Source organism: Natronospirillum sp., assembly GCF_022565775.1.
Taxonomy (GTDB): Bacteria; Pseudomonadota; Gammaproteobacteria; order Pseudomonadales; family Natronospirillaceae; genus Natronospirillum.
Genome location: NZ_JAIUMC010000049.1, coordinates 1 through 22,734 on the forward strand (window position 1 = coordinate 1; position 22,734 = coordinate 22,734).

The 22,734-nt window shown below is 59.8% G+C and carries 20 protein-coding genes; 19 read left to right on the forward strand and 1 reads right to left on the reverse strand.

The annotated features are described in order from the left end of the window. Nucleotides 1-126 precede the first annotated feature (126 nt). Nucleotides 127-1,206: a chorismate synthase gene (gene aroC / locus LAT62_RS10295; RefSeq protein ID WP_293383018.1), complete on the reverse strand. Its 1,080-nt coding sequence runs from the start codon at nt 1,204-1,206 to the stop codon at nt 127-129. 317 nt (nt 1,207-1,523) lie between these two features. Between aroC and rpsB the strand changes: the two genes are divergently transcribed. The 19 genes from rpsB (at nt 1,524) to tilS (ending at nt 22,517) form a co-directional block, all read left to right on the forward strand. Next, a complete protein-coding gene (gene rpsB, locus LAT62_RS10300) occupies nt 1,524-2,288 on the forward strand; it encodes a 30S ribosomal protein S2 (protein WP_293383056.1) in 765 nt (254 codons plus the stop codon). A 46-nt stretch (nt 2,289-2,334) separates the two neighbouring features. Beyond that, on the forward strand, nt 2,335-3,207 hold the full coding sequence (tsf, locus tag LAT62_RS10305; protein ID WP_293383020.1) for a translation elongation factor Ts: 873 nt from the start codon (nt 2,335-2,337) through the stop codon (nt 3,205-3,207). A gap of 127 nt (nt 3,208-3,334) precedes the next feature. Beyond that, nucleotides 3,335-4,081, forward strand: a complete 747-nt coding sequence (gene pyrH, locus LAT62_RS10310) for a UMP kinase (RefSeq protein WP_293383022.1) — start codon at nt 3,335-3,337, stop codon at nt 4,079-4,081. Continuing rightward, nucleotides 4,074-4,631, forward strand: coding sequence for a ribosome recycling factor (gene frr, locus LAT62_RS10315; protein ID WP_293383024.1), 558 nt, complete (start codon nt 4,074-4,076; stop codon nt 4,629-4,631). The genes pyrH and frr overlap by 8 nt, the downstream gene beginning before the upstream one ends. Before the next feature lie 67 nt (nt 4,632-4,698). Further along, entirely contained in the window at nt 4,699-5,448 is a 750-nt protein-coding gene (gene uppS, locus LAT62_RS10320) for a polyprenyl diphosphate synthase (protein ID WP_293383026.1), read from the forward strand. 2 nt (nt 5,449-5,450) lie between these two features. After that, nucleotides 5,451-6,305, forward strand: a complete 855-nt coding sequence (locus tag LAT62_RS10325; RefSeq protein ID WP_293383028.1) for a phosphatidate cytidylyltransferase — start codon at nt 5,451-5,453, stop codon at nt 6,303-6,305. Beyond that, nucleotides 6,305-7,483, forward strand: a complete 1,179-nt coding sequence (gene ispC, locus LAT62_RS10330) for a 1-deoxy-D-xylulose-5-phosphate reductoisomerase (RefSeq protein ID WP_293383030.1) — start codon at nt 6,305-6,307, stop codon at nt 7,481-7,483. Before LAT62_RS10325 ends, ispC begins: the two co-directional genes overlap by 1 nt. 9 nt (nt 7,484-7,492) lie before the next feature. Continuing rightward, entirely contained in the window at nt 7,493-8,833 is a 1,341-nt protein-coding gene (gene rseP, locus LAT62_RS10335) for an RIP metalloprotease RseP (RefSeq protein WP_293383032.1), read from the forward strand. Between the two features lie 112 nt (nt 8,834-8,945). Continuing rightward, nucleotides 8,946-11,276 carry an outer membrane protein assembly factor BamA gene (gene bamA, locus LAT62_RS10340; RefSeq protein WP_293383034.1) on the forward strand — a complete coding sequence of 777 codons (2,331 nt, stop codon included), beginning with the start codon at nt 8,946-8,948 and terminating at the stop codon, nt 11,274-11,276. Continuing rightward, nucleotides 11,276-11,794: an OmpH family outer membrane protein gene (locus tag LAT62_RS10345; protein ID WP_293383036.1), complete on the forward strand. Its 519-nt coding sequence runs from the start codon at nt 11,276-11,278 to the stop codon at nt 11,792-11,794. Before bamA ends, LAT62_RS10345 begins: the two co-directional genes overlap by 1 nt. A 74-nt stretch (nt 11,795-11,868) precedes the next feature. Continuing rightward, on the forward strand, nt 11,869-12,912 hold the full coding sequence (lpxD, locus tag LAT62_RS10350) for a UDP-3-O-(3-hydroxymyristoyl)glucosamine N-acyltransferase (RefSeq protein ID WP_293383038.1): 1,044 nt from the start codon (nt 11,869-11,871) through the stop codon (nt 12,910-12,912). 3 nt (nt 12,913-12,915) lie between these two features. Beyond that, nucleotides 12,916-13,374, forward strand: a complete 459-nt coding sequence (fabZ, locus tag LAT62_RS10355) for a 3-hydroxyacyl-ACP dehydratase FabZ (protein ID WP_293383040.1) — start codon at nt 12,916-12,918, stop codon at nt 13,372-13,374. Further along, entirely contained in the window at nt 13,371-14,135 is a 765-nt protein-coding gene (lpxA, locus tag LAT62_RS10360; protein WP_293383042.1) for an acyl-ACP--UDP-N-acetylglucosamine O-acyltransferase, read from the forward strand. The genes fabZ and lpxA overlap by 4 nt, the downstream gene beginning before the upstream one ends. A gap of 2 nt (nt 14,136-14,137) precedes the next feature. Then, nucleotides 14,138-15,313 carry a lipid-A-disaccharide synthase gene (gene lpxB / locus LAT62_RS10365; protein WP_293383044.1) on the forward strand — a complete coding sequence of 392 codons (1,176 nt, stop codon included), beginning with the start codon at nt 14,138-14,140 and terminating at the stop codon, nt 15,311-15,313. After that, nucleotides 15,306-15,944, forward strand: a complete 639-nt coding sequence (gene rnhB, locus LAT62_RS10370; RefSeq protein WP_293383046.1) for a ribonuclease HII — start codon at nt 15,306-15,308, stop codon at nt 15,942-15,944. The genes lpxB and rnhB overlap by 8 nt, the downstream gene beginning before the upstream one ends. 2 nt (nt 15,945-15,946) lie before the next feature. Continuing rightward, nucleotides 15,947-19,576, forward strand: coding sequence for a DNA polymerase III subunit alpha (dnaE, locus tag LAT62_RS10375; protein ID WP_293383048.1), 3,630 nt, complete (start codon nt 15,947-15,949; stop codon nt 19,574-19,576). Between the two features lie 124 nt (nt 19,577-19,700). Further along, nucleotides 19,701-20,657, forward strand: coding sequence for an acetyl-CoA carboxylase carboxyl transferase subunit alpha (gene accA / locus LAT62_RS10380; protein WP_293383050.1), 957 nt, complete (start codon nt 19,701-19,703; stop codon nt 20,655-20,657). A gap of 25 nt (nt 20,658-20,682) precedes the next feature. After that, complete coding sequence (locus LAT62_RS10385) at nt 20,683-21,174, forward strand: GNAT family N-acetyltransferase (protein ID WP_293383052.1); 492 nt, start codon at nt 20,683-20,685, stop codon at nt 21,172-21,174. Continuing rightward, nucleotides 21,126-22,517, forward strand: a complete 1,392-nt coding sequence (gene tilS / locus LAT62_RS10390; protein WP_293383054.1) for a tRNA lysidine(34) synthetase TilS — start codon at nt 21,126-21,128, stop codon at nt 22,515-22,517. The genes LAT62_RS10385 and tilS overlap by 49 nt, the downstream gene beginning before the upstream one ends. The last annotated feature ends 217 nt before the right edge of the window (nt 22,518-22,734 follow it).

Below are 22,734 nucleotides of genomic sequence, written 5' to 3' on the forward strand. Positions count from 1 at the left end.
GCGCTGACGTGCATGGATGCACTAATGTCGCGGGCGCATGGATGCGCAGGAGCGAGCGGCGGAAACAAGGCACCACTGTTTGCGGCCTGTTGCCCGGATCCCCCGAACAGCCCTCCGGAAGGAACACTAGTCCAAAGGCTTCGCATACTGCCCCGTCTGGCCGCGCTGGCGCAGCAGGTGATCCATCAGTACCAGCGCCATCATAGCCTCGGCAATCGGCGTTGCCCGGATCCCCACACAGGGGTCATGACGGCCCTTGGTCTCCACGGTCACCGCATTGCCGTGACGATCGATACTGCGCCCCGGCAGGCGCAGACTCGACGTCGGCTTCAGCGCCAGGTGGGCAATGACGTCCTGCCCGGTTGAAATACCGCCCAGAATGCCCCCGGCATGGTTGGACAGAAAACCCTCGGGCGTCATCTCATCGCGATGCTCAGTGCCTTTTTGCGCCACACTGGCAAAACCATCGCCAATCTCCACACCCTTGACCGCATTGATGCTCATCAGGGCATGCGCGAGCTCCGCGTCCAGTCGATCGAAAATCGGCTCTCCCAGCCCGGTGGGTACATTGCTGGCAATGACCGACACCTTGGCGCCCACGGAGTTGCCTTCCTTGATCAGCGCCTGCATGTAGCTTTCCAGCTCCTCGACCCGTGCCGGCTCGGCACAGAAAAAGGGATTGCTGTTGGTAATGGACAGATCTTCCGCCGCCAGTTCAATAGGGCCCAGTTGCGACAGATAACCCTGAATGGTGATGCCCAGATGTTTGTGCAGGTATTTCTTGGCAATGGCCCCGGCCGCCACTCGCATCGCCGTCTCGCGCGCCGAAGACCGCCCGCCACCGCGATAGTCGCGAAACCCGTATTTGCGGTCATAGGCATAGTCGGCGTGAGCCGGCCGGTAGGTATCCTTGATATTGGAATAATCCTTGGAGCGCTGGTCTTCATTTTCGATCAGCAGACCGATCGGCGTGCCCGTGGTGCGGCCCTCGAAGACGCCGGACAGAATGCGCACCTGATCGCCCTCGCGACGCTGGGTGGTATAGCGTGACTGGCCCGGCTTGCGCCGATCGAGATCGGTCTGCAGGTCGGCTTCGGTCAGCTCCAGGCCGGGAGGGCAGCCGTCGACCACAGCGCCAAGCGCCGGGCCATGGCTCTCGCCGAAAGAAGTCACGGTGAACAGCTTGCCGAAGGTATTGCCAGACATGTACGGAGTCCTGAGTCTATGGTTGCAGCGGAAAGGCCGGCGGGCTGAAGCCAGCCTCAAGGTGACGTAGTTTACTTGAAAGCGGGGCCTGCTGTCATGGCGCCTGAACGCGCGGAAAAGCTTGCCTGCAAAGCCTGGAAGTGATATAAACCGCGCGCCGCTTTTACGGGTGGACCTCGGTCCAGAACCTGTCAAAGCGGTAAAAAATCACACGGAGCAATGTCAAAGCGGGTCCGGGTGCCGTGTTCAGCAAACGCTGGCATGGTTGGACGCGTCAGGTTGCTCCGGAGGCCTAACCCAAACTGAAAATGAGGAATATCATGTCAGTCACTATGCGTGACCTGCTGAAGGCAGGCGTACACTTCGGCCACCAGGCCCGTTTCTGGAATCCGAAGATGAAAGAATACATCTTCGGTGCGCGCAACAAGATTCATATCGTCAACCTGGAAAAAACACTGCCGCTGTTCACTGATGCGCTGCAGCATGTTGAAAATCTGGGTGCGCAAAAGCGCAAGATTCTGTTCGTCGGCACCAAGCGTGCGGCATCCGATATCATCAAGCGTGAAGCACAGCGTATTGGCATGCCCTATGTCTCTCACCGCTGGTTGGGTGGCATGCTCACCAACTACAAGACCATTCGTCAGTCGATCCGTCGCCTGCGTGATCTGGAAGCGCAGCAAACTGACGGCACGCTGGACAAGCTGACCAAGAAAGAGCACCTGATGCGCCAGCGTGAAATGGAGAAGCTGGAACGCTCCATCGGCGGCATCAAGGAAATGGGCGGCCTGCCTGATGCGCTGTTCGTCATCGACGTCGACCACGAGCGAATTGCCATCACTGAAGCCAACAAGCTGGGTATTCCGGTTATCGGCATCGTCGATACCAACAGCAATCCGGACGGGGTTGATTTTGTGGTGCCTGGCAATGATGACGCCATCCGTGCCATCGAAATCTATGTCACAGCCATTGCTGATGCCGTAGCCCGTGGTCGCGCTTCCGCTGCCGGTTCTCCGGACGAGTTCGTTGAAGTGGAAGAAGAGGCTGCCGAGCCTGCCGTAGCAGAAGACAAGACAGAAGGCTGATTGCCAGTCAACTGAAACAAATTCGATATCCTGAGGTATAACACTCATGGCAAATATCACAGCAAGTCTGGTGAAAGAACTGCGTGAACGCACCGGACTGGGCATGATGGAATGCAAGAAGGCGCTGGTTGAAGCCGGCGGTGAAATTGAAGTGGCGATCGACAATCTGCGCAAGAGCAGTGGTCTGAAAGCCGCCAAGAAAGCAGGTCGTACTGCCGCTGAAGGTGTGGCGGTCATCCGTGTTGCGGATAACGCTCAGACCGGCATGATTCTCGAAGTCAATTGCGAAACAGACTTCGTGGCCCGCGATGAAAACTTTCTCGGTTTCGTCGATACGGTTGCCGACAAGGCGTTTGCCGGTGCTCAGACTGACGTTGCCTCGCTGATGGCCGGAGACCTGGAAGCCACCCGTGAGGCTCTGGTTCAGAAGATCGGCGAAAACATCTCTGTGCGCCGCGCTGAATGGGTAGAAGGCGCTGCAGGCGCTGTTGTGGATGGCTACATCCATGGCGGTCGTATCGGTGTGCTGGTGCAGTTGCAGGGTGGCAACGCCGAACTGGCACGTGATATCGCCATGCACGTCGCTGCCATCAATCCGCAGTATGTCTCCCCGGCGGCGGTGCCGGCAGAAGTGCTGGAGCGTGAGAAAGAAGTTGTGCGCGCCCAGTCGGAAGCATCCGGCAAGCCGGCTGAAATCATCGAGAAGATGGTTCAGGGTCGCATCAAGAAGTTCCTCGCTGAGGTCAGCCTGGTCGAGCAGCCCTTCGTCAAGGACCCGGATATCAAAGTCGGCGATCTGGCGAAGAAAGCAGGTGCTGAAGTCGTCAGCTTCGTACGTTTCGAAGTGGGCGAAGGCATCGAGAAGGAAGAAGTCGACTTCGCTGCAGAAGTGGCCGCTCAGGCGGGTCTCAACCGCTAAAGCGATTTGCGGACACCCCGACCACCGCAGTTCTGTGGTGGTCGGCATTCCGGGCAGGGAGATTGCCCGCTGACAGTCTCCCGGACCTGTTGTACCATCCTTCCATTTGTTCCCCCTTGAGGTGGTTATGCCGGGTAAAGAAAGTTCCTCCTCGCGCTACAAGCGCATCCTGCTCAAACTCAGTGGCGAGGCGCTCGCCGGCAGCAAAGGTTTTGGTATCGACCCTCGAGTGCTTGACCGCATGGCTCTGGAAATCGGCCAGTTGGTCGGTATCGGTGTTCAGGTCGGCCTGGTGATTGGCGGCGGGAACCTGTTCCGCGGCCAGGAGCTCAGCGAGGCCGGGCTGGATCGGGTCACCGGCGACCATATGGGTATGCTCGCCACGGTGATGAATGCGTTGGCGATGCGTGATGCTCTGGAGCGTGCCAATATCCGCACCCGGGTGATGAGTGCTATTCCCATGAGCGGGATAGTGGAGCATTATGATCGGCGCACTGCGGTGCGGTATCTCAATCAGTCTGATGTCGTGATTTTTTCTGCCGGTACAGGGAATCCGTTTTTTACCACGGATTCCGCAGCCTGCCTGCGTGGCATCGAAATTGATGCGGATATTGTGCTCAAGGCAACCAATGTGGATGGCGTCTACACGGCCGATCCGAAGAAGGACCCCGAAGCCCGCAAGTATGATGTACTGACTTATCGTGAAGTACTGGAAAAGCGTCTGGGCGTGATGGACCTGACCGCCATCTGCCTGGTGCGTGATCAGAAAATGCCGGTACGAGTGTTCGATATGAACCAGCATGGTTCGCTGGTGCGACTGGTTGTCGGTGAAAATGAAGGCACATTGATTGTTGAGGACAGTAACGATGATTGAAGACATTAAGACGGACGCTGAAAAATTGATGCGCAATGCCATCGGCGCGCTGGAGCAGGCGTTCCGCAAAATTCGCACTGGTCGTGCCAGTGGCGCGATACTCGACAGCATTGTGGTGGATTACTATGGCACTGAAACACCGCTGAAGCAGGTAGCCAATGTCAGTGTGGAAGACGCCCGTACGCTGAGCATTATCCCCTGGGAGCCGTCCATGGTGCCGGTGGTCGAAAAGGCCATCATGAAATCCGATCTGGGCCTCAACCCGTCCACAGCGGGTAACAATATCCGCGTTACCATGCCCATGCTGACCGAAGAAACGCGCAAGGAGTTTGTGAAGCAGGCCCGCAATGAAGCCGAGAACTGCCGCATCTCTGTGCGCAACGCACGGCGCGATGCCAACAATGATATAAAAGATTTGCTGAAAGAAAAGGAAATCACCGAGGATGAAGCGCGCCAGGCCGAAGATCAGATCCAGAAACTGACGGATCGCTTTATCGCCGAGGTTGACGAACATCTGGAATCCAAGGAAGCTGACCTGCTCAAGGTATGAAGCATGAGGTCAGCAGTGTCCGTGGCACAGGGCGTGCGCGGGCACCGGCCGAGACGAGGTAGGACCGATGCCAGACTTTTCCCGCCTGGGCAAGGTACCCAAGCACCTCGCTATCATCATGGATGGCAATAACCGGTGGGCGCGTGGGCGCATGCTGGGGGGTGTCTCCGGTCACAAGGCCGGAGTCAAATCATTGCGCACGACTGTCGAGCACGCCGCCCGTGCCGGGGTCGAGGTGCTGTCTCTGTATGCATTCAGCAGCGAAAACTGGCGCCGCCCGGAAGAAGAAGTCTCCGGGCTGATGGAGCTGTTCTCCTGGGCGCTGACCAAGGAAATTCACAAGCTGGTCAAGAACAATCTGCGCCTGCGGGTTATTGGTGATCGCAATGGTTTTCAGCCCTCCATTCAGGACAGCATCGAGCGGGCCGAACAACTGACCCGCGACTGTACCGGAATGATCATTGTCGTGGCGGCTAACTATGGCGGGCGCTGGGACATTACCCAGGCAGCGCAGCGGCTGGCAGAAGACGTCTCCGCCGGGCGCCTTCAACCCAGTCAAATCAGTGAAGACATGCTGGCTGAGTATATGTCGCTCAGTGACCTGCCGGCGCCGGACCTTTGTATTCGCACGGCGGGTGAACAACGCCTGAGCAATTTCATGTTGTGGCAGCTCGCCTATGCCGAACTTCATTTTTCACCCGTCCTGTGGCCGGATTTCGATGCGGAAGCGCTCTATTCTGCCTTCTCTGACTATGCCCGTCGCCAGCGACGTTTCGGCGGCCGAGAGGCGTTTGAAAAAGTGGCGGGGCAGAACTGACCATGGTATTGAATGATCGCGTAAAAACCGCGCTGGTCCTGATTCCCCTGATGCTGGGCGCCATCTACCTGTTGCCCCTGTCATGGTTTGCATTGGCCATGGCAGTGATTGCCGTCTTCGGGGCCTGGGAGTGGGCGGACCTTTCCGGGTGCGGCAAAATCTGGCAGCGGCTGCTGTATCAGGGGGTCATCGCTGTTCTGCTCGGGCTTGTCTACTGGCTGCTGACTACCGATCAGCTTGCCGTGCAGTGGCTGCTGGGTCCTGCTGTGGTGTGGTGGCTGGTCGGCTGGTTGCTGGTGAAAGGTTATCCCGAATTTACCAGCCTGTGGGCCAATCCCTCCGTGCGCCTGCTCATGGGTGCACTGATTCTGCTTTCCATGTGGGTGGGTTTCTACTGGATTGTGCGCGCCGATGATTCTCGGGTGCTGATCACCTTGCTGATGCTGCTGGTGTGGGGCGCCGACGTCGGTGCCTACTACAGCGGCCGGCGTTTCGGGCGCCGCAAGCTGGCCCCTCAGGTCAGTCCGGGCAAAACCTGGGAAGGTGTCGTCGGCGGCATGGCAGGCGCCGCAGTGCTGGCACTGTTGTTGCTGGCCCTGTTCACCGATCTCGCCACCTGGCGTTTGCTGGATTACGTCACCCTGGTGTTGTTTGCAGCCAGTGTGGTCACTATCTCTGTGGTGGGGGACCTGGTGGAAAGCATGGTCAAACGACATCGTGGCCTGAAAGATAGTGGTCGCCTGCTGCCCGGACATGGTGGCGTTATGGATCGTATCGACAGCATGTGTGCCGCGGCCCCGGTGTTTGCCGCCTTTGTGGTGCTCTGGCCGGCGTTGCAATTGAGCCAGGGGGGCTGATGGGTCAACGCCAGCAACAAGTAACCATACTGGGCGCTACGGGCAGTGTTGGCTGCAGCACGCTGGATGTCATCGCCCAGCACCCGGACCGCTTCCAGGTGCTCGCCCTGAGCGGTCATCGCAATCTGACCCTGTTGACCGAACAATGTGCCCGTTATCGTCCGGCTTATGCGGTCGTACCGGATGCCCCGGCTGCCGCTCAGCTCAGTGCTGCGCTGTCTCTGCTCAGTCCACAAACGGAAGTCCTGTGTGGTGCGGATGCCCTGCGCAGAATAGCGGCACTGCCGGAATGTGACATTGTCATGGCTGCCATCGTCGGCGCTGCCGGCTTGCCGCCAACGCTGGCAGCGGCAGAGGCCGGCAAGCGGATTCTGCTTGCCAACAAGGAAAGTCTGGTGGTGGGCGGCAGGCTGCTGATGGATACTGTGGAGCGCACCGGCGCCACTTTGCTGCCCATCGACAGTGAACACAATGCCATTTTCCAATGCCTGCCCACCGCGAAAGACCGTCAGGGCGTTACTTCAATACTGCTCACCGCTTCAGGCGGCCCCTGCCGCACGCTTAGCCAGGAGGAACTGGCCAAAGTGACGCCGGAGCAGGCCTGCGCCCACCCCAACTGGTCCATGGGGCAGAAAATCTCGGTAGACTCAGCCACCTTGATGAACAAGGGTCTGGAGTTGATCGAGGCCTGCTGGCTGTTTGATTTACAACCCTCTGACATCGAAGTAGTGGTGCATCCGCAGAGTGTCATTCATTCTATGGTCCGATACGCCGATGGCTCAGTGCTGGCGCAATTGGGTGAGCCCGACATGCGCACACCAATAGCCTACGGACTGGCCTGGCCAGAACGTATATCGGCCGGGGTGAGTCCGCTGGACTTTACCCGCCTGGGCGGCCTGACGTTCGAAGCACCGGACCTCCAGCGCTTTCCCTGCCTGCGCCTGGCCGCCGAAGCCTTTGCCGCGTCGGCGTCCGCACCAGCAGTGCTGAATGCGGCCAATGAAGTCGCGGTGGAAGCGTTCCTTGCGGGGCAGATCGGTTTTCTGGATATACCGCGTATCAATGAAGCTGTGCTTGACCGGGTGCCGTCCGGTGAGCTCACTGATCTGGCTGCACTGCTGGCGCTGGATCAGCGGGCCCGGACCGAAGCACGTACATTGATTGATACGTTGCAATGAGGTTCTACCATGCTGACGACCATTCTGGTCTTCCTGCTTACGCTGACAATTCTGATTGGTGTCCATGAAGCTGGTCACTACTGGGTGGCCCGCTGGTCCGGTGTCAAAGTCTTGCGGTTTTGCATCGGCTTCGGCAAGCCCCTGTTCGGCTGGCGCAATCGGGACGGCACCGAGTTCGCGGTAGCGCCCATACCGCTTGGCGGCTACGTCAAGATGCTCGATGAGCGTGAAGGCAATGTGCCCGCAGAGGACCTGCCCAGAGCCCATAATCGACAATCCCCGAGCAAACGCATTGCCATCGCCGCGGCCGGCCCGGCGGCCAACTTCCTGTTTGCAATCCTGGCCTTCTGGGTGATCGCACTGCTCGGCACTTCGGTGGCGCGACCCTGGGTGGCACCCGTCGCGGAAGACAGCGCCTGGTCGGAATGGCCGGCAGAGCCCGCTGAAATCGTTGCGGTTGATGGCCGCCCGGTCGAAGACTGGCGCGAAGTGCACCTGGCTCTGCTGAACCGTCTGGGTAGCACTGGTGATATAGAGCTTGAGTTGCTCGGTGATTCGGGCGTCCGCTATCAGACCTCTCACCCCGTGGAGCGCTGGTTGTCACGAGTTCAGGATCCTGATCCGATCAGTTCACTCGGGCTGACCTTCTGGCAACCGGATCGGCCAGCGGTGCTGGGCGATATCATCAGCGATGGTCCGGCAGACCGCGCTGGGCTGCAGAGTGGCGACCGCATAATCGCCGTGGCCGGCACGTCGGTTGAAAGCTGGAACGACTGGGTGGCGATCATTCAGGAGAGGGCCGGGGAAGAGACCGAACTGCTGCTCGAGCGTGATGGTCGTGAGCAATCACTGACCGTGACCCCGCAGGCAGATACCGATAGCGGCGGTGCCACCATCGGCCGCGTCGGCGTCTATGCAACGCCGCTTGACCAGGGGCAGTATTTCCGCACCGTGCGTTACGGCCCGGTTGAAGCCGTTGGGGCGGCCGTGCGCGAGACCGGCGATACCATCGGTATGACGCTTGGTTTTCTCGGCAAGATGATAACCGGCCAAGCCTCAGTACAGAACCTCAGCGGCCCGGTATCCATTGCACAGGTGGCTGGTGATTCGGCCGGCTTCGGGCTGGTCGCGTTTCTCAGTTTTCTGGCCCTGCTCAGCATCAGTCTGGGCATACTGAATTTGTTGCCCATCCCGGTGTTGGACGGCGGTCACATCCTGTATTATCTTGTCGAACTTGTGCGCGGCCGGCCCTTGTCCGATCGCGCGCAGATGATCGGAGTACAGATCGGTATTGTCTTGTTGATCGGCGTGATGGTCATTGCGTTTACCAATGACTTCAATCGCTTTTAAGGGCGCATCAATGCGCACCGGGCCTGTGGGCAATGATGGCGTAAAGGCCTTGCAGGCTCGCCGGTTTGTCTGAAAATCTCCCGCACGACTGGTTTAAGGAATTAGTGCTTTCATGTCGCGATTAATGCTGCTGGGCAGGACGTGCCTGTTAAGTCTGTTGTTGGCTGCCATGGTGTCCGCCGATACCCATGCCGCCAGGACTGTTGAAGTGGATGGCCTGCGCCGCGTGTCGACAGCAGCATTTCTGGGCACCCTCCCAGGCGTGGAAGGCGGGCGCACAACAGAAGATTTTGATACCGGTGAGGCCATACGGGCACTCTATGCCACCGGCCTGTTTCAGGATGTTCAGGTCTATCAGACCGCAGCCGGGGCGGTTCTGTTTGAAGTGGCCGAGTATGCAGTCATAGACCGGGTCTCCTACTCGGGCAACAGTCGTATTCCCTCTGAAGTGCTGGACTCGGCACTGGAAGATATCGAGGTGGTTGAGGGGTTGTCCTATCAGCCTGCCGTGCTGGCTGAAATCCAGCGTGAACTGGAAGGACAGTATGCCGCTCAGGGGCGCTACAATGCCTCCGTTAATGTGTCTGTAGATCCCTTGCCGCAGAACCGGGTCGCCATCATCATCGATATCGATGAAGGGTCGGCTGCAGCGATTCGATCCATTGAGTTGCGCGGCAATGACCTGTTCGAGTCTGACGAAATACTGCGCGATACCCGTCTGCGCGCGCGTCGACCCAGCGATCCCCTGCAGTTGTTCAGCCGCCGTTACGAGTACGACCGGGATACCTACGCCGGTGACCTGGAGCGCATCAACAGCTACTACCTCAACCGGGGTTATGTCCGCTTCAATATCGACAACAGTCAGATCTCCCTGGAGCCGGACAAATCCGGTGTCCACCTGCTCACGGAAATCAGCGAAGGCGAGCGCTACCGCTGGGGTGAAGTTTCAGTCAGCGGCAGCTTTGCCGGCTTTGAAGACGAGATCCGGGCTGCATTAAGGCCGGTTGAAGGCGAGTGGTTCAACCGCTCCGAACTGGTCGATACGCAAAATGAGATTCTCGATATTCTGGGTGACGACGGCTACCTGTTTGCCGAAGCCGAGCCGCAGGCGAGCATTGATGATTCCGAGCGTATTGTCGATCTGGAGTTTGTGGTGCGACCGGGTAACCAAATGTTTGTGCGCCACATCCATTTTGAAGGCAACCAGGGAACGCTGGATGAAGTACTGCGCCGCGAGATGCGCATCTTCGAGGGTGAACTGGCACGGCGCAGCGATATCGCGACGTCACGTCGCCGTCTGCAGCAACTGGGTTTCTTCCGCCAGGTCAATGTGTCCCAGGACCGGGTGCCCGGGACGGAAAACCAGGTGGACATCACCTTTACGGTAGAAGAAGATCAGACCGGCACCGTGCAGGCGTCGCTGGGCTTCCAGCCGGGAGTCGGCATGTTCAGTTCTCTCGAATTCCGTCAGGACAATTTCCTTGGCACAGGCAAGAATGTGTCGCTGAAGGGGCAGTTCGGGCAGGACAGCACCATCTTCAATCTGAGTCATGAAGACCCCTATTTCACCAAGAGCGGTATCAGCCGAGACCTGAGTGTATTCTATGAACGCACCAATTGGCTGAACCGGAACGTCGCCACTTACGGCCTTGATCGCTGGGGTGGCGAGTTTATTCTCGGACGCCCGGTGGGCAACAACAGCCGGATCTCGGCCGGTGTCGGCTTCACCCAGCATGATCTCTATCTGGGTGACTTCCCTCCGGTTGAAGTCACCGATTTCGTTGATGAAAATGGGCGCAACTATGCCGACTGGACCACGGAGCTGCGCTGGGACTACAGTGACCAGATCGGCAGTTTCTATGCGACAGAAGGTCAGCGGCATCGACTCAACCTGTCGGTCACCATCCCTGGCAGTGATCTGAACTACTATCGCCTGAGCTATCGTGGCGACTATGTGCAGCCACTGAACGACGGGGGTGACTATGCCCTGCGCTTCCTGGGGCAGGCCGGTTATGGTGCCGGTTATGGTGACACCAGCCAGTTGCCCTTCTACAAGAACTTCTATGCCGGTGGTCCGGGCACGGTGCGTGGCTACCGTGATCGGACTGTCAGCCCGTTTGGCACCAATCCCGAGGGTGCTACCATCAGCCCCCGTCCGCTGGGCGGTGACGCGCTGCTCAGCACGGGTGCCGAACTGATTATCCCGACGCCATTGGCGCGTGATCAGTCCGTCTTCCGGACTGCGGTCTTTACCGATGTGGGCGCCGCCTTCAACACTGCAGATGGCCTTGAACCCGATGACTTCCGGGCGTCCTATGGTATTGATCTGGTCTGGCGCCCGATTCCGATGTTGCCCCTGCGCTTCATCTACGCCCGCCCGATCCTGGAACAGGACGGCGATGAACTCGACAGATTCAGATTCACCTTCTGGAGCAATTTCTGATGACTATTTTCAAGCAAATAACCGTTGGGCTGCTTGCCCTCACTCTGCTGGCCACCGTCGCCATGGCAGATCTTCGCATTGCTGTGATCGATCAGGAGCGCGTATTGTTCGGCAGTGAGGCAGCCCGCTCTGCCAGTTCGGAACTGCAGCAGCAGTTCAGTGGCCAGGAGCAGCAGGTCCGCCAGTTGGAGCAGCAAATCAACGAAATGCGAGATCGTGGAGAATCCGAGTCGGCACTGATGTCGGAAGAAGAGATCAACGAGTTGCAGCAGGAAATCCAGTTTCTGCTGCAACAGCGTCAGCAACTGGTGCAGCAACTGCAGAGTGCTCAGCAGGAGCGTCGTCAGAGCTTTGTCGAAGAGTATGAAGCACCGCTGACCGAGATCCTGGAGGAGATCATCAGCGAGCGTGAGATTGATTTGTTGATCTCCACCGACGAGGTGCTCTACGCCCGTCCGGATATGGATATTACCGAAGAAGCTCTGGAGCGCTTCAACGATCTGGTCGGGGTAGACTGAGGCGCCGGCAGCGGTCGAAATCGCTGCCGGAATACAGCACAATAAGCAGAATATCCGGGGCAGTGGGCTTGGCCATGACACAGCAAGCGGAAGGACACCTCACATTGGACAGGCTGGCCCTGCATGTGAACGGCACAGTGCAGGGTGATCCTCAGTTTGTTGTCGAGGGTCTGGCCAATCTGGAACAGGCGGGTCCGCAGCATCTCAGTTTTGTGGCGCGCAAAAAGTTGCGCCTGCAGGCGGAAGAGTCCAAGGCCGGCGCCTTGCTGGTCTGGCCGGAACTGTCCGCTGATCTCAAGTGTCACTGCATTCTGGTGGATGACCCCTATCTGGCCTATGCGCGGATTTCCCAGCTCTTCTGGTCCGCCCGTCAGGTGGCGTCCGGTATCCATGGCACCGCCTTGATCGATCACTCCGCACGAGTGCCAGACACTTGCCGTATCGGGCCGCAGGTGATTATCGAGTCCGGTGTGGAGCTGGGAGAAGAGGTGGAGCTGGGTGCCGGCTGCTATGTTGGCAGGGGCTCCCGCATCGGACCTCGCAGTATATTGCGTCCCCGGGTAACGCTTTACCCGCAAGCTTCCGTCGGCAGTGATTGCCTGATTCATTCTGGCGTGGTGCTGGGGGCTGACGGTTTCGGTTTCGCGCCGGTGCCCGACGGTTGGGTCAAAATCGCGCAGTTGGGTCGTGTTGTCATCGGTGACCGGGTCGAGATCGGGGCCAATTCCACGATTGATCGAGGCGCGCTGGAAGATACGGTCATTGGTGACGATGTCATTATCGATAATCTGGTACAGATCGGTCACAATGCAGAATTGGGCGCCGGCAGTGCCATGGCCGGTCAGTCGGGGCTGGCGGGATCGGCCAAGGTGGGCAAGGGCGTTCTGGTCGGCGGGCAGTCCGGCATTGGCGGGCATATCAGCATAGCGGACAATACGCAGTTCCATGGTCAGTCCATGGTCAACAAGTCGATCAAAGAGCCCGGGGTCTATGCCTCGGGTATTCCGGTGCAGCCTGCCTCCGACTGGCGTCGAATGGTTGCCCGACTCAAGCAGTTGTCAGCGCTCAGCGACAAGGTCAGTGAACTCTGGAGCCGGGCCAAACAGAACAAGGAATAGCCTATGGACGTCAAATTGCCGCTGGATCACGAACAGATCAAGGCACTGATCCCGCATCGATATCCCTTTTTGATGGTGGATCGGGTTACCGAAATGGAAGACGGAACCCTGATTCGGGGATACAAGAATGTCAGCGGCAACGAGGACTTCTTCAATGGCCACTTTCCCGGGCGCGCCATCATGCCCGGCGTCATGATACTGGAAGCACTGGCGCAACTGGGTGCCATTCTCGGTTTTGCCTCTTCCGGCAACCGCTATGAAGACGGTTTTCTCTATCTCTTCGCGGGTATCGACAATGTGCGCTTCAAGCGCTCGGTGGTGCCGGGTGACCGCCTGGACCTCGAGCTGAAAATCGTCGGCGGCAAACGGGGCATCTACAAGATGGAGTGCCGGGCCAGTGTCGATGGTCAACTGGCCTGCAGCGCCGACATCATGTGTGCCGAAAGACAGGTCAGCTCGTGATTCACCCGACCGCCATTATTGATCCCGGTGCCCGCCTGGCCAGTGATGTGTCTGTCGGGCCTTACAGCGTGATCGGTCCGGATGTGAAAGTCGGGCCTGGCTGTGTGATAGGCCCCCATGTGGTCTTCCAGGGGCCCATGACCATGGGTGCCCGCAATCGGGTGTTCCAGTTCGCCTCCGTGGGCGAAGCCTGTCAGGACAAGAAATACGCCGGTGAGCCCACGACGCTGGTCATCGGCGACGACAATATCATTCGCGAGTTTGTAACCCTGCAGCGTGGCACCGTGCAGGACAAGGGTGAAACCCGCATCGGCTCACGCGGCCTGTTCATGGCCTACACCCATGTGGCACATGACTGTGTGGTGGGCGATGACGTCATTCTCGCCAACACCACACAACTGGCCGGCCATGTCCAGGTCTCGGACCGGGCCATTCTGGGTGGCGGCACCCTGGTACACCAGTATTGCCAGATTGGCCTGCACGCCATGACCGGCGCGGGTACGGTGCTGTTCAAGGATATCCCGGCCTTTGTGATGGCTCAGGGCAACCCGGCCAAACCCTATGCGATGAACTTTGAAGGTCTGCGCCGCCACAACTACTCTGCAACGTCGCTGCGAGCACTCAAGGAAGCCTATCGTCTGGTCTACCGTCAGGGGCTGACACTGGAGCGGGCTCTGGACCAGTTGGATGAAGATCCCGATTCCAGTGTACAGGTCTTCGTGGCCAGCCTGCGCGCTTCGCAACGGGGCATAATCCGCTGACCATGACACCGCGCATCATGATTGTCGCTGGCGAAGCCTCAGGCGATCAGCTCGGAGCCGGGCTGATTGCGGCCCTGCGCCAGCAGTATCCCGAAGCGGAGATTGCCGGCGTCGGAGGGCCGCGCATGCAGGCCGCCGGCTTCGAGCTCTGGGCCGATCAGGAGCGTCTGGCCGTTATGGGCCTGTTCGAGGTGCTGCGCCGCCTCCCCGACCTCCTGCGCCTGCGGCGCCAGCTTTATCAGCGCTGCCTGGCCTGGCAGCCTGACGTGTTTATTGGCATTGATGCGCCGGATTTCAACCTTCCCCTGGCCAGAAAGCTGCGCCGTGCCGGCCAGACCACGGCCCACTATGTCAGTCCGTCCGTCTGGGCCTGGCGGCAGGGCCGAGTCAAGGGTATTCGCGCCTCGGTGGACCTGATGCTGACCCTGTTTCCGTTCGAAGGCGATTTCTACGCCCGCCACGACGTGCCCTACGTTTGTGTAGGCCACACGCTGGCAGACCTCCTGCCGTTGGCGCCGGATACACAGGCCCAGCGGCAGGCAATGGGGATCCCCGAGAACCAGACCGTACTGGCGATTCTGCCCGGCAGTCGGGGCAGTGAAGTGCGCTACCTGTGGCCTGACTTTCTGGCGGCGGCCCGATTGCTGCGCGCGCAGTTGCCTGATCTGCTGGTCCTGGTACCCGCAGCCAATGCCGCACGGCGGGCGCAGATCGAGGCCTTGATGACCGATGAAGATCATCTCTGGGTGCGAATACTCGACGGCCAGAGTCATGCAGCGCTGACGGCCTGTGACGCCAGCTTGCTGTCGAGTGGCACGGCTGCGCTGGAAGCCGCTCTGTTGAAAAAACCCATGGTGGTGGGCTATCGGTTCAGTCAACTGACCTACTGGCTGGGACGCTGGCTGGTCAGGACACCCTGGTTCTCGCTGCCCAATATATTGGCCCGCGAGGCACTGGTGCCCGAGTTGATGCAGAATGACCTGACCCCGGAGCGAGCCGCCGAGGAAACCCGCCAGATGCTGCTGGACCCGCAACGTCGTCAGGTCTGTATCGAGGCCTTCAAGGCGATGCACCAGACACTGGCCAGACAGGCGGATCAGCGGGCGGCTGAGGCAGTATTGCGTCTGGTTGACGGTAACCGACAGCGTATCGCGAAAAGAGAAGCTGCCGATGCTTGAGCTGGATTCAGTCTATTCCGGCAGCGACATAGCCGGCACTGACGAGGCCGGCCGAGGCCCTCTGTGCGGGCCTGTCTGTGCAGCGGCGGTCATCCTCGACCCGTCACACCCGATCCAGGGCCTCGATGACTCCAAGAAGCTTACCGAGGCGCGTCGTGAAACGCTCTTCAAGCCCATACAGCAGCAGTCCATCAGTTGGGCTATTGCCTGGTGTACGGCAGCCGAGATAGACCGGTACAATATCCTGCAGGCGAGTCACCTGGCCATGGTGCGAGCGGTGCAGGCTTTGACACAGCAACCAGGGCAGGTGCTGGTGGACGGCAACCGGATACCGGCCATGCTGGCCTTGCCAGCCGAAGCCATCGTCAGGGGCGATGGCCGGCACTCTGCCATTGCCGCCGCCTCGGTGCTGGCCAAGGTGGCGCGCGACCGCTTCATGCAGGCTCTGCATGTGCAATATCCGGTCTATGAACTGAATCGCAACAAGGGCTACCCCACGGCCACCCATATGGCGGCGCTGGCAGAACAGGGGCCATGCCCCGAACACCGGCGCAGTTTCGCACCGGTCAGGCAGGCCCTGGGCCTGAACCCGGAACCACAGATCACCGAACAAGGCAGGCTGGAACTCTGATCATGAGCACGGCATTCGTACACCTTCACGTGCATACCGAATATTCGCTGGTAGACAGTCTGAACCGCATCAAGCCGCTGGTGAAGGCGGCTGCGGAGGCGAAGATGCCGGCTCTGGCGGTCACCGACCAGAGCAACTTCTACGGGCTGATCAAGTTTTACAACGCCGCCCTGGCGGCGGGCGTCAAACCCTTGCTGGGGGCCGACCTCTGGCTGGAGAACCCGGACGAACCGGCGCGACCGTATCGGGTGCCGTTCCTGTGTCAGAATCAGCAGGGCTACAAGAACCTGATCGACCTGATTTCCCGGGGTTATCAGTCAAACCAGATTGATGATCGCGCGGTCGTGCGTCGCGAGTGGCTGGAGTCGGTCAATGAGGGCTTGATTGTGCTGTCTGGCGCCAATTATGGCGACGTCGGGCAGGCCATACTGCGCGGCAACGACAGTGTGGCGGAACAGCGTCTGGCCTGGTGGCAGCAGCATTTTCCCGGACGCTATTACCTGGAGCTGCAACGCACCGGTCGTCCGGGTGACGAACAGCATGTGGGCGCGGCCGTGGCACTGGCAGAGCGCTTTCAACTGCCCGTGGTGGCCACCAATGATGTCATGTTTCTGCAGGCGGACGATTTCGAGGCCCATGAAGCCCGTGTCTGTATCAATGAAAGCACGGCGCTGGACGACCCGCGTCGCGAGCACCGCTTTTCGGACCAGCAGTACCTCAAATCGGCAGACGAGATGGCGGCCCTGTTCAGCGACCTGCCCTCAGCCATCGAGAACACGGTGGAGATCGCCCGACGCTGTACCGTCGAAGTGGAGCTCGGCACCTACTATCTGCCCGAATATCCCATCCCGGATGATCTGGAGCAGGACGCCTTCTTTCAGGGTGAATTCAGCCTCGAGAAGATCCGCGCCGATGTGGAAGCCGCCATGCAGGACAAGTGGGCGGGGCGGGAGCAGGAGCCCGACTATCAGCAGCAGGTACGCCTCGGCATCTATTTCCACAAGGTCTCCTATGAAGGCCTGGAAGAACGTCTGAAAACCGATCATGACCCTTCGGCAACCGATTTTCCGGTTCTCCGTCAGCAGTACCTGGAGCGCCTGCGCTTTGAGCTGAATATCATTCTGCAGATGGGCTTTCCGGGCTACTTCCTGATCGTGATGGACTTTATCCAGTGGGCCAAGGATCACGATATCCCGGTTGGGCCGGGTCGTGGCTCGGGTGCCGGGTCGCTGGTGGCCTATGCGCAGCAGATTACCGACTTGAATCCGCTCAAGTATGACCTGCTGTTCGAGCGCTTCCTGAATCCCGAGCGGGTATCCATGCCGGATTTCGACGTCGACTTCTGCATGGAAAAACGCGATCAGGTCATCAACTACGTGGCAGACCGCTATGGCCGCGATGCAGTCTCGCAGATCGTCACCTTTGGCACCTTGGCCGCCAAGGCGGTGGTGCGCGACGTGGCTCGGGTACAGGGCAAGAGCTACGGCCTGGCTGACCGCATATCCAAGATGATACCGGGTACGCCCGGCATGACGCTGGCCAAGGCGCTGGACGAGGTGCCCGAACTCAAAGCCTTCATCCGCGAGGACGAAGAAGCCCAGGAAATCTGGGAGATGGCGGAAAAGCTGGAAGGCATCACCCGCCAGACCGGCAAGCATGCCGGTGGTGTGGTGATCGCGCCGACCCGCCTCACCGATTTTGCCCCCCTGCTGTGTGAAGAAGACGGCAGTGGCCTGATGACCCAGTATGACAAGAATGATGTCGAGGCGGCCGGCCTGGTCAAGTTCGACTTCCTCGGCCTGCGCACGCTGACCATCATCGACTGGGCGCTGGCCATCATCAACGGAAAGCGCAGCACCGTTGGTGAAGAACCGATCGACATTACCCATATTCCCCAGAACGACGCCGCCGCTTTCAAGATGCTCAAGGCCGCGCAGACCACGGCGGTCTTCCAGCTTGAGAGTCGCGGCATGAAGGCGCTGATCAAGCAGATGCAACCGGACAATCTGGAAGAGATGATTGCCCTGGTTGCCCTGTTCCGACCGGGTCCGCTGGATTCCGGCATGGTGGAGAACTTCATCAACCGCAAGCATGGCCGTGAAACCGTCTCCTATCCGGATGCGACCTGGCAGCACGAGTCCCTGAAGCCGATCCTGGAAAGCACCTACGGCATCATCGTCTACCAGGAGCAGGTGATGCAGATCGCACAGACGCTGGCCGGCTACACTCTGGGGGGCGCCGACTTGCTGCGCCGGGCCATGGGCAAGAAAAAGCCGGAAGAAATGGAGAAGCAGCGCCGCATCTTTGCCGATGGCGCGGCTGCCAAGGGCATCGATGCTGATCTGGCCACCCGTATTTTTGATCTGGTGGAAAAGTTCGCCGGCTACGGCTTCAATAAATCCCACTCGGCGGCCTATGCCCTGGTGTCCTATCAGACCCTGTGGCTCAAGGCACATTACCCGGCTGCCTTTATGGCGGCCACCATGTCGTCGGAACTCGACAACACCGACAAGGTGGTGATTTTCCTCGAGGAATGCCGGGAGCTCGGACTGACAGTGCTGCCCCCCGATGTGAATCAGGGTGAGTACATGTTTACCGTCAACGAGCAGGACCACATCGTGTTCGGGCTCGGCGCGGTCAAGGGGGTCGGTGAAGGGCCGGTCGAAGCCATTGTCGAAGCACGCCGTTCGGGTGGTCCTTTCAGCGATCTGTTCGATTTCTGTGCCCGCGTCAACATGAAAAAGCTGGGCAAGCGGGTGATCGAAGCCTTGATCAAGTCTGGCGCCTTGGACCAGTTGGGTCCCAATCGTGCGCTCCTGATGCAGGCTCTGCCGGATGCCATCCGGGCGGCCGAGCAAAACCACGAGAATGCCGCTGCCGGCATCTCCGATCTGTTTGGCGATGTGCAACTCTCCGCTGACGACAATCCCTATGTGCAATACGGCACAGTGCATGACTGGCCAATCAAGTATCGTCTGGCCGGCGAGAAAGACACTCTGGGCCTGTATCTGACCGGCCACCCGATAGATGAATATGAGGCCGAGCTCAGCAGTATCGTGACCTGCCGCCTGAACGAAGTGGCTGCCAGTGATCGAGAGCAGGTACTGGCCGGACTGGTCATAGACATCCGCCGCATGCGCAGCAAGCAGGGCAATGACATGATGTTTGTCACCCTGGACGACCGCACGGCCCGCTTGGAGTTCGGACTGTTTGGCGAGCAGGACCCAAGCTGGCAGCCGTTTATCGAGGTGGGGCAGGTGATTTTCATCAAGGCCGAAGTCACCTGGAACAAGTACCGGGAAGAAAACCGCATCAAGGCCACTGATGTGGTGGATGTATCCGGTGCCCGGGCCCGCTTCGCGCAGGCGCTGGTGGTGCACTGGCCAGTTGCCCCGCAAGCAGGGCAGAACGGCGCGGAGCAGTTTGCCGGGCACCTGCGGGAACTGCTGTTGCAAGCGCAGAGTGAACTGGGCAGGGCAAATGCCAGTGTGCCGATGCATGTGGCCTATGGTAACGAAGCCGCGCAGGGTGAGCTGCGACTGGGCGAACAATGGCGAGCGCCGATGACCGATGAATTCATTTATCGCCTGCGCGACCGCTTCGGACCCGAGGCGGTGTCACTGCGCTTTTGACCCGGACGGGGATATTGTTTACCTTAATTCAAAGGTCATTGTGATTGGCGCGCCTTGTGCCTGAGGCGGTGACCCGCTAGGCTCTCGCGATACTGATGGTTCTGTGACTACGGGAAGAGGATTCATGAATCCCAATTATCTGGATTTCGAACAGCCGATTGCCGAGCTGGAAGACAAAATTGAAGAGCTCCGGCTGGTGGGTAACGACCACGAACTGAACATTACCGAACAGGTCGACAAACTGCGCAATCAGACCGTCAAGCTGACAGAAAGCATCTTCAGCAATCTGACCGCCTGGCAGGTGTCGCAACTGGCTCGTCATCCCCAGCGACCCAATTCGCTGGAATATTTTTCCCGCATCTTCACCGAATTCGATGAAATGCATGGTGATCGCCATTATGGCGATGACGGCGCCATCATCGGCGGCACAGCGCGCCTGGACGGCCAGCCCGTCATGGTGATCGGCCAGCAGAAAGGTCGCTCCGTACAGGAGAAGGTGAAGCGCAACTTCGGCTCTCCCATGCCCGAGGGCTATCGCAAGGCCTTGCGATTGATGGAATTTGCCGAACGCTTCAAGATGCCGGTTCTGACCTTTATCGATACCGCAGGTGCCTACCCGGGCATTGGTGCCGAAGAACGTGGTCAGAGTGAGGCCATTGCGTTCAACCTGCAGAAGATGTCCAGCCTGCAGACGCCCATCATCAACACGGTGATTGGCGAAGGCGGATCGGGTGGTGCCCTGGCCATTGGCGTTGGTGACCGTCTGCTGATGCTGCAGTATTCAACCTATTCGGTGATCTCACCGGAAGGCTGTGCCTCCATTCTGTTCAAGACCAGCGAGCGTGCTTCTGATGCGGCCGATGCCATGGGCATCACCGCTGAGCGTCTGCATGAACTGGGGCTGGTCGATGAGGTCCTGAAAGAGCCACTGGGCGGCGCGCATCGTGACCTTGACCTGATGAGTGCTCACCTGAAGCAGGCTTTGGTGCGTACCCTGCAGGAATTGCAGGAAAATCCGCTCAATGATCTGTTGGGCCGGCGTTACCAGCGGCTGATGTCCTACGGTAATTTCAACAACTGACCGGGTCTGTTGGAGGATTTCAGCCATGACCCTGGCGATTCAGCCTCCGTTTTTCGAGTTTTCTAATCTCACTGACGGCGAGATCGCCTTGCGCCACAAAAGCTTCCTGCAGGGCAGAGCAGCGATGGATGGTGTGCCGGCCTATCTGTTTTCCATCTATACCGTGGACTCGGGCCGTATTGTCGGTGAAATCGATTTGCGGCTTGGTGAAACCCGCTATTTGCGCCAGTTCGGTGGTCAGTTGGGTTACCACATTGATGCCCGTTTTCGGGGCCATCGTTACGCGGCCAAAGCCTGCCTGCTGCTGCAGGAAGTGGCCTTGGCGCACGATATGGACGGCCTGTGGATCACCTGCAACCCCGATAATGAAGCCTCCAGACGCACCTGTGACCTGATCGGGGCTGTCTATGTCGAACAGGTCAGAGTACCCTTTGCCAGTGAACTCTATTGGCGCGGAGACCGGCATAAATGCCGCTACCACTGGGATCTGACCTGTCACCATCACTTGCAGAGCTGAGTGAACACCTGCAGCGCCTGCTGCAGGACCATCTCGGCGCCTGTTCTCCCGAGTCTACCCGGTGGGTTGCCTGCAGCGGCGGCATGGACTCTCTGTTGCTGCTCTGGGTCACAGCCCGCTGTTGTCCGCAGCAGGTTCATGCCCTGCATGTCGACCATGGCCTGCAGCCGGATTCAGCGCGTTGGGCTGCCGAACTGGCGGCCTTGTGTGGGCAGTGGCAAGTCCCGCTGACCGCAGAGCGCGTTACTGTCCCCCACGGAAGCAATCTCGAGGCCCGCGCCCGCGAAAGCCGCTACCAGGCCTTTGCGCACTATCTGCAACCGAATGACGTGCTGTTGCTCGGGCACCACCGCGATGATCAGTTGGAAACCCTGTTGCTGCGCCTGACCAGAGGCTCCGGTCTTGATGGTCTGGCTGGCATGCCGGCGCAGAGACCACTGGGCCTGGGCCAGTTGATCCGCCCCTGGCTGACTGTGTCGCGCCACAATCTGGCCGCCCTGGCGCAAGCCCTGGACTTGAGCTGGCAGGAGGACCCGTCCAACAAGGACCTGCGCCACGATCGCAACTATATCCGTCACGAGCTGATGCCCCGGCTGCGCGAGCGCTGGCCCGGTGTTGAGCAGACCCTGCACCGCACACAACAGCATCTGGCGGTGGCCAGTGGTCGGCTGCGCGCGCAGGACAGTGAACGTCTGGCTGAGGCACAGCGCGCGGATGGTCAGCTTGCCTTGCCCGCTCTGTGGGCACTGCCCTCGCTGCAGGAACGCCTGTCTGTGCTGCGCCTGTGGTTGCAGCGTCGAGGCGTGACCGACATCAGCCAGGCGCAACTGAGCCACCTGCATGACGATGTCGTGATGGCGCGTCAGGATGCCCGGGGTCGATTGCAGGTGCAGGGTCGCTACCTGCAACGCTATCGCGGGATGCTTTATTGTTTCAGGCCACTGGACCAGCCACCGGCTTCGCCACAACCGCTGCTCGGTTCTCCAGAGCAGGGCGCCACGGCAAAGCACCCGGGGTTGGGCGAGTTGCGAGTGCTGCCCGCCGTGCGTCAAGTGTCTGACCGGCGCAGTCCGGCGCTGTCGGCCGAGAAGTTGGCGCGGTGTGCTCTGACCGTGCGTTGCCGGCAGGGAGGTGAGCGATTGCGCAGCGCTGACCGTCAACGATCGCGAGACCTGAAACGCCTGCTGCAGGAACTGGCGGTGCCACCCTGGCTGCGTGATCATCTGCCCCTGCTCTATGCAGACGAACAACTGGTTGCCGTGGCCGACCTGGCGATAGCCCATGACTGGCAGGCAGAGCCGGGAAAAGACGGCTGCCCGGTGCGCTGGCAGCCACCCGCGTAGACGCCTGCGGGTGCCTCCGTTGTAGGCGCCGGCCTTGGCCGCGCTCGGAGCCGCAGGCCCCTTCAAATCGGCCAGCGGGGTGGCCTCCTACCGTGGGAGCGCACCCCGCTGCGCGATGGGGCCGCAGGCCCCTTCAAATCGGCCAGAGGGCTGGCCTCCTACCGTGGGAGCGCACCCCGTTGCGCGATGGGGCCGCAGGCCCCTTCAATTCGGCCAG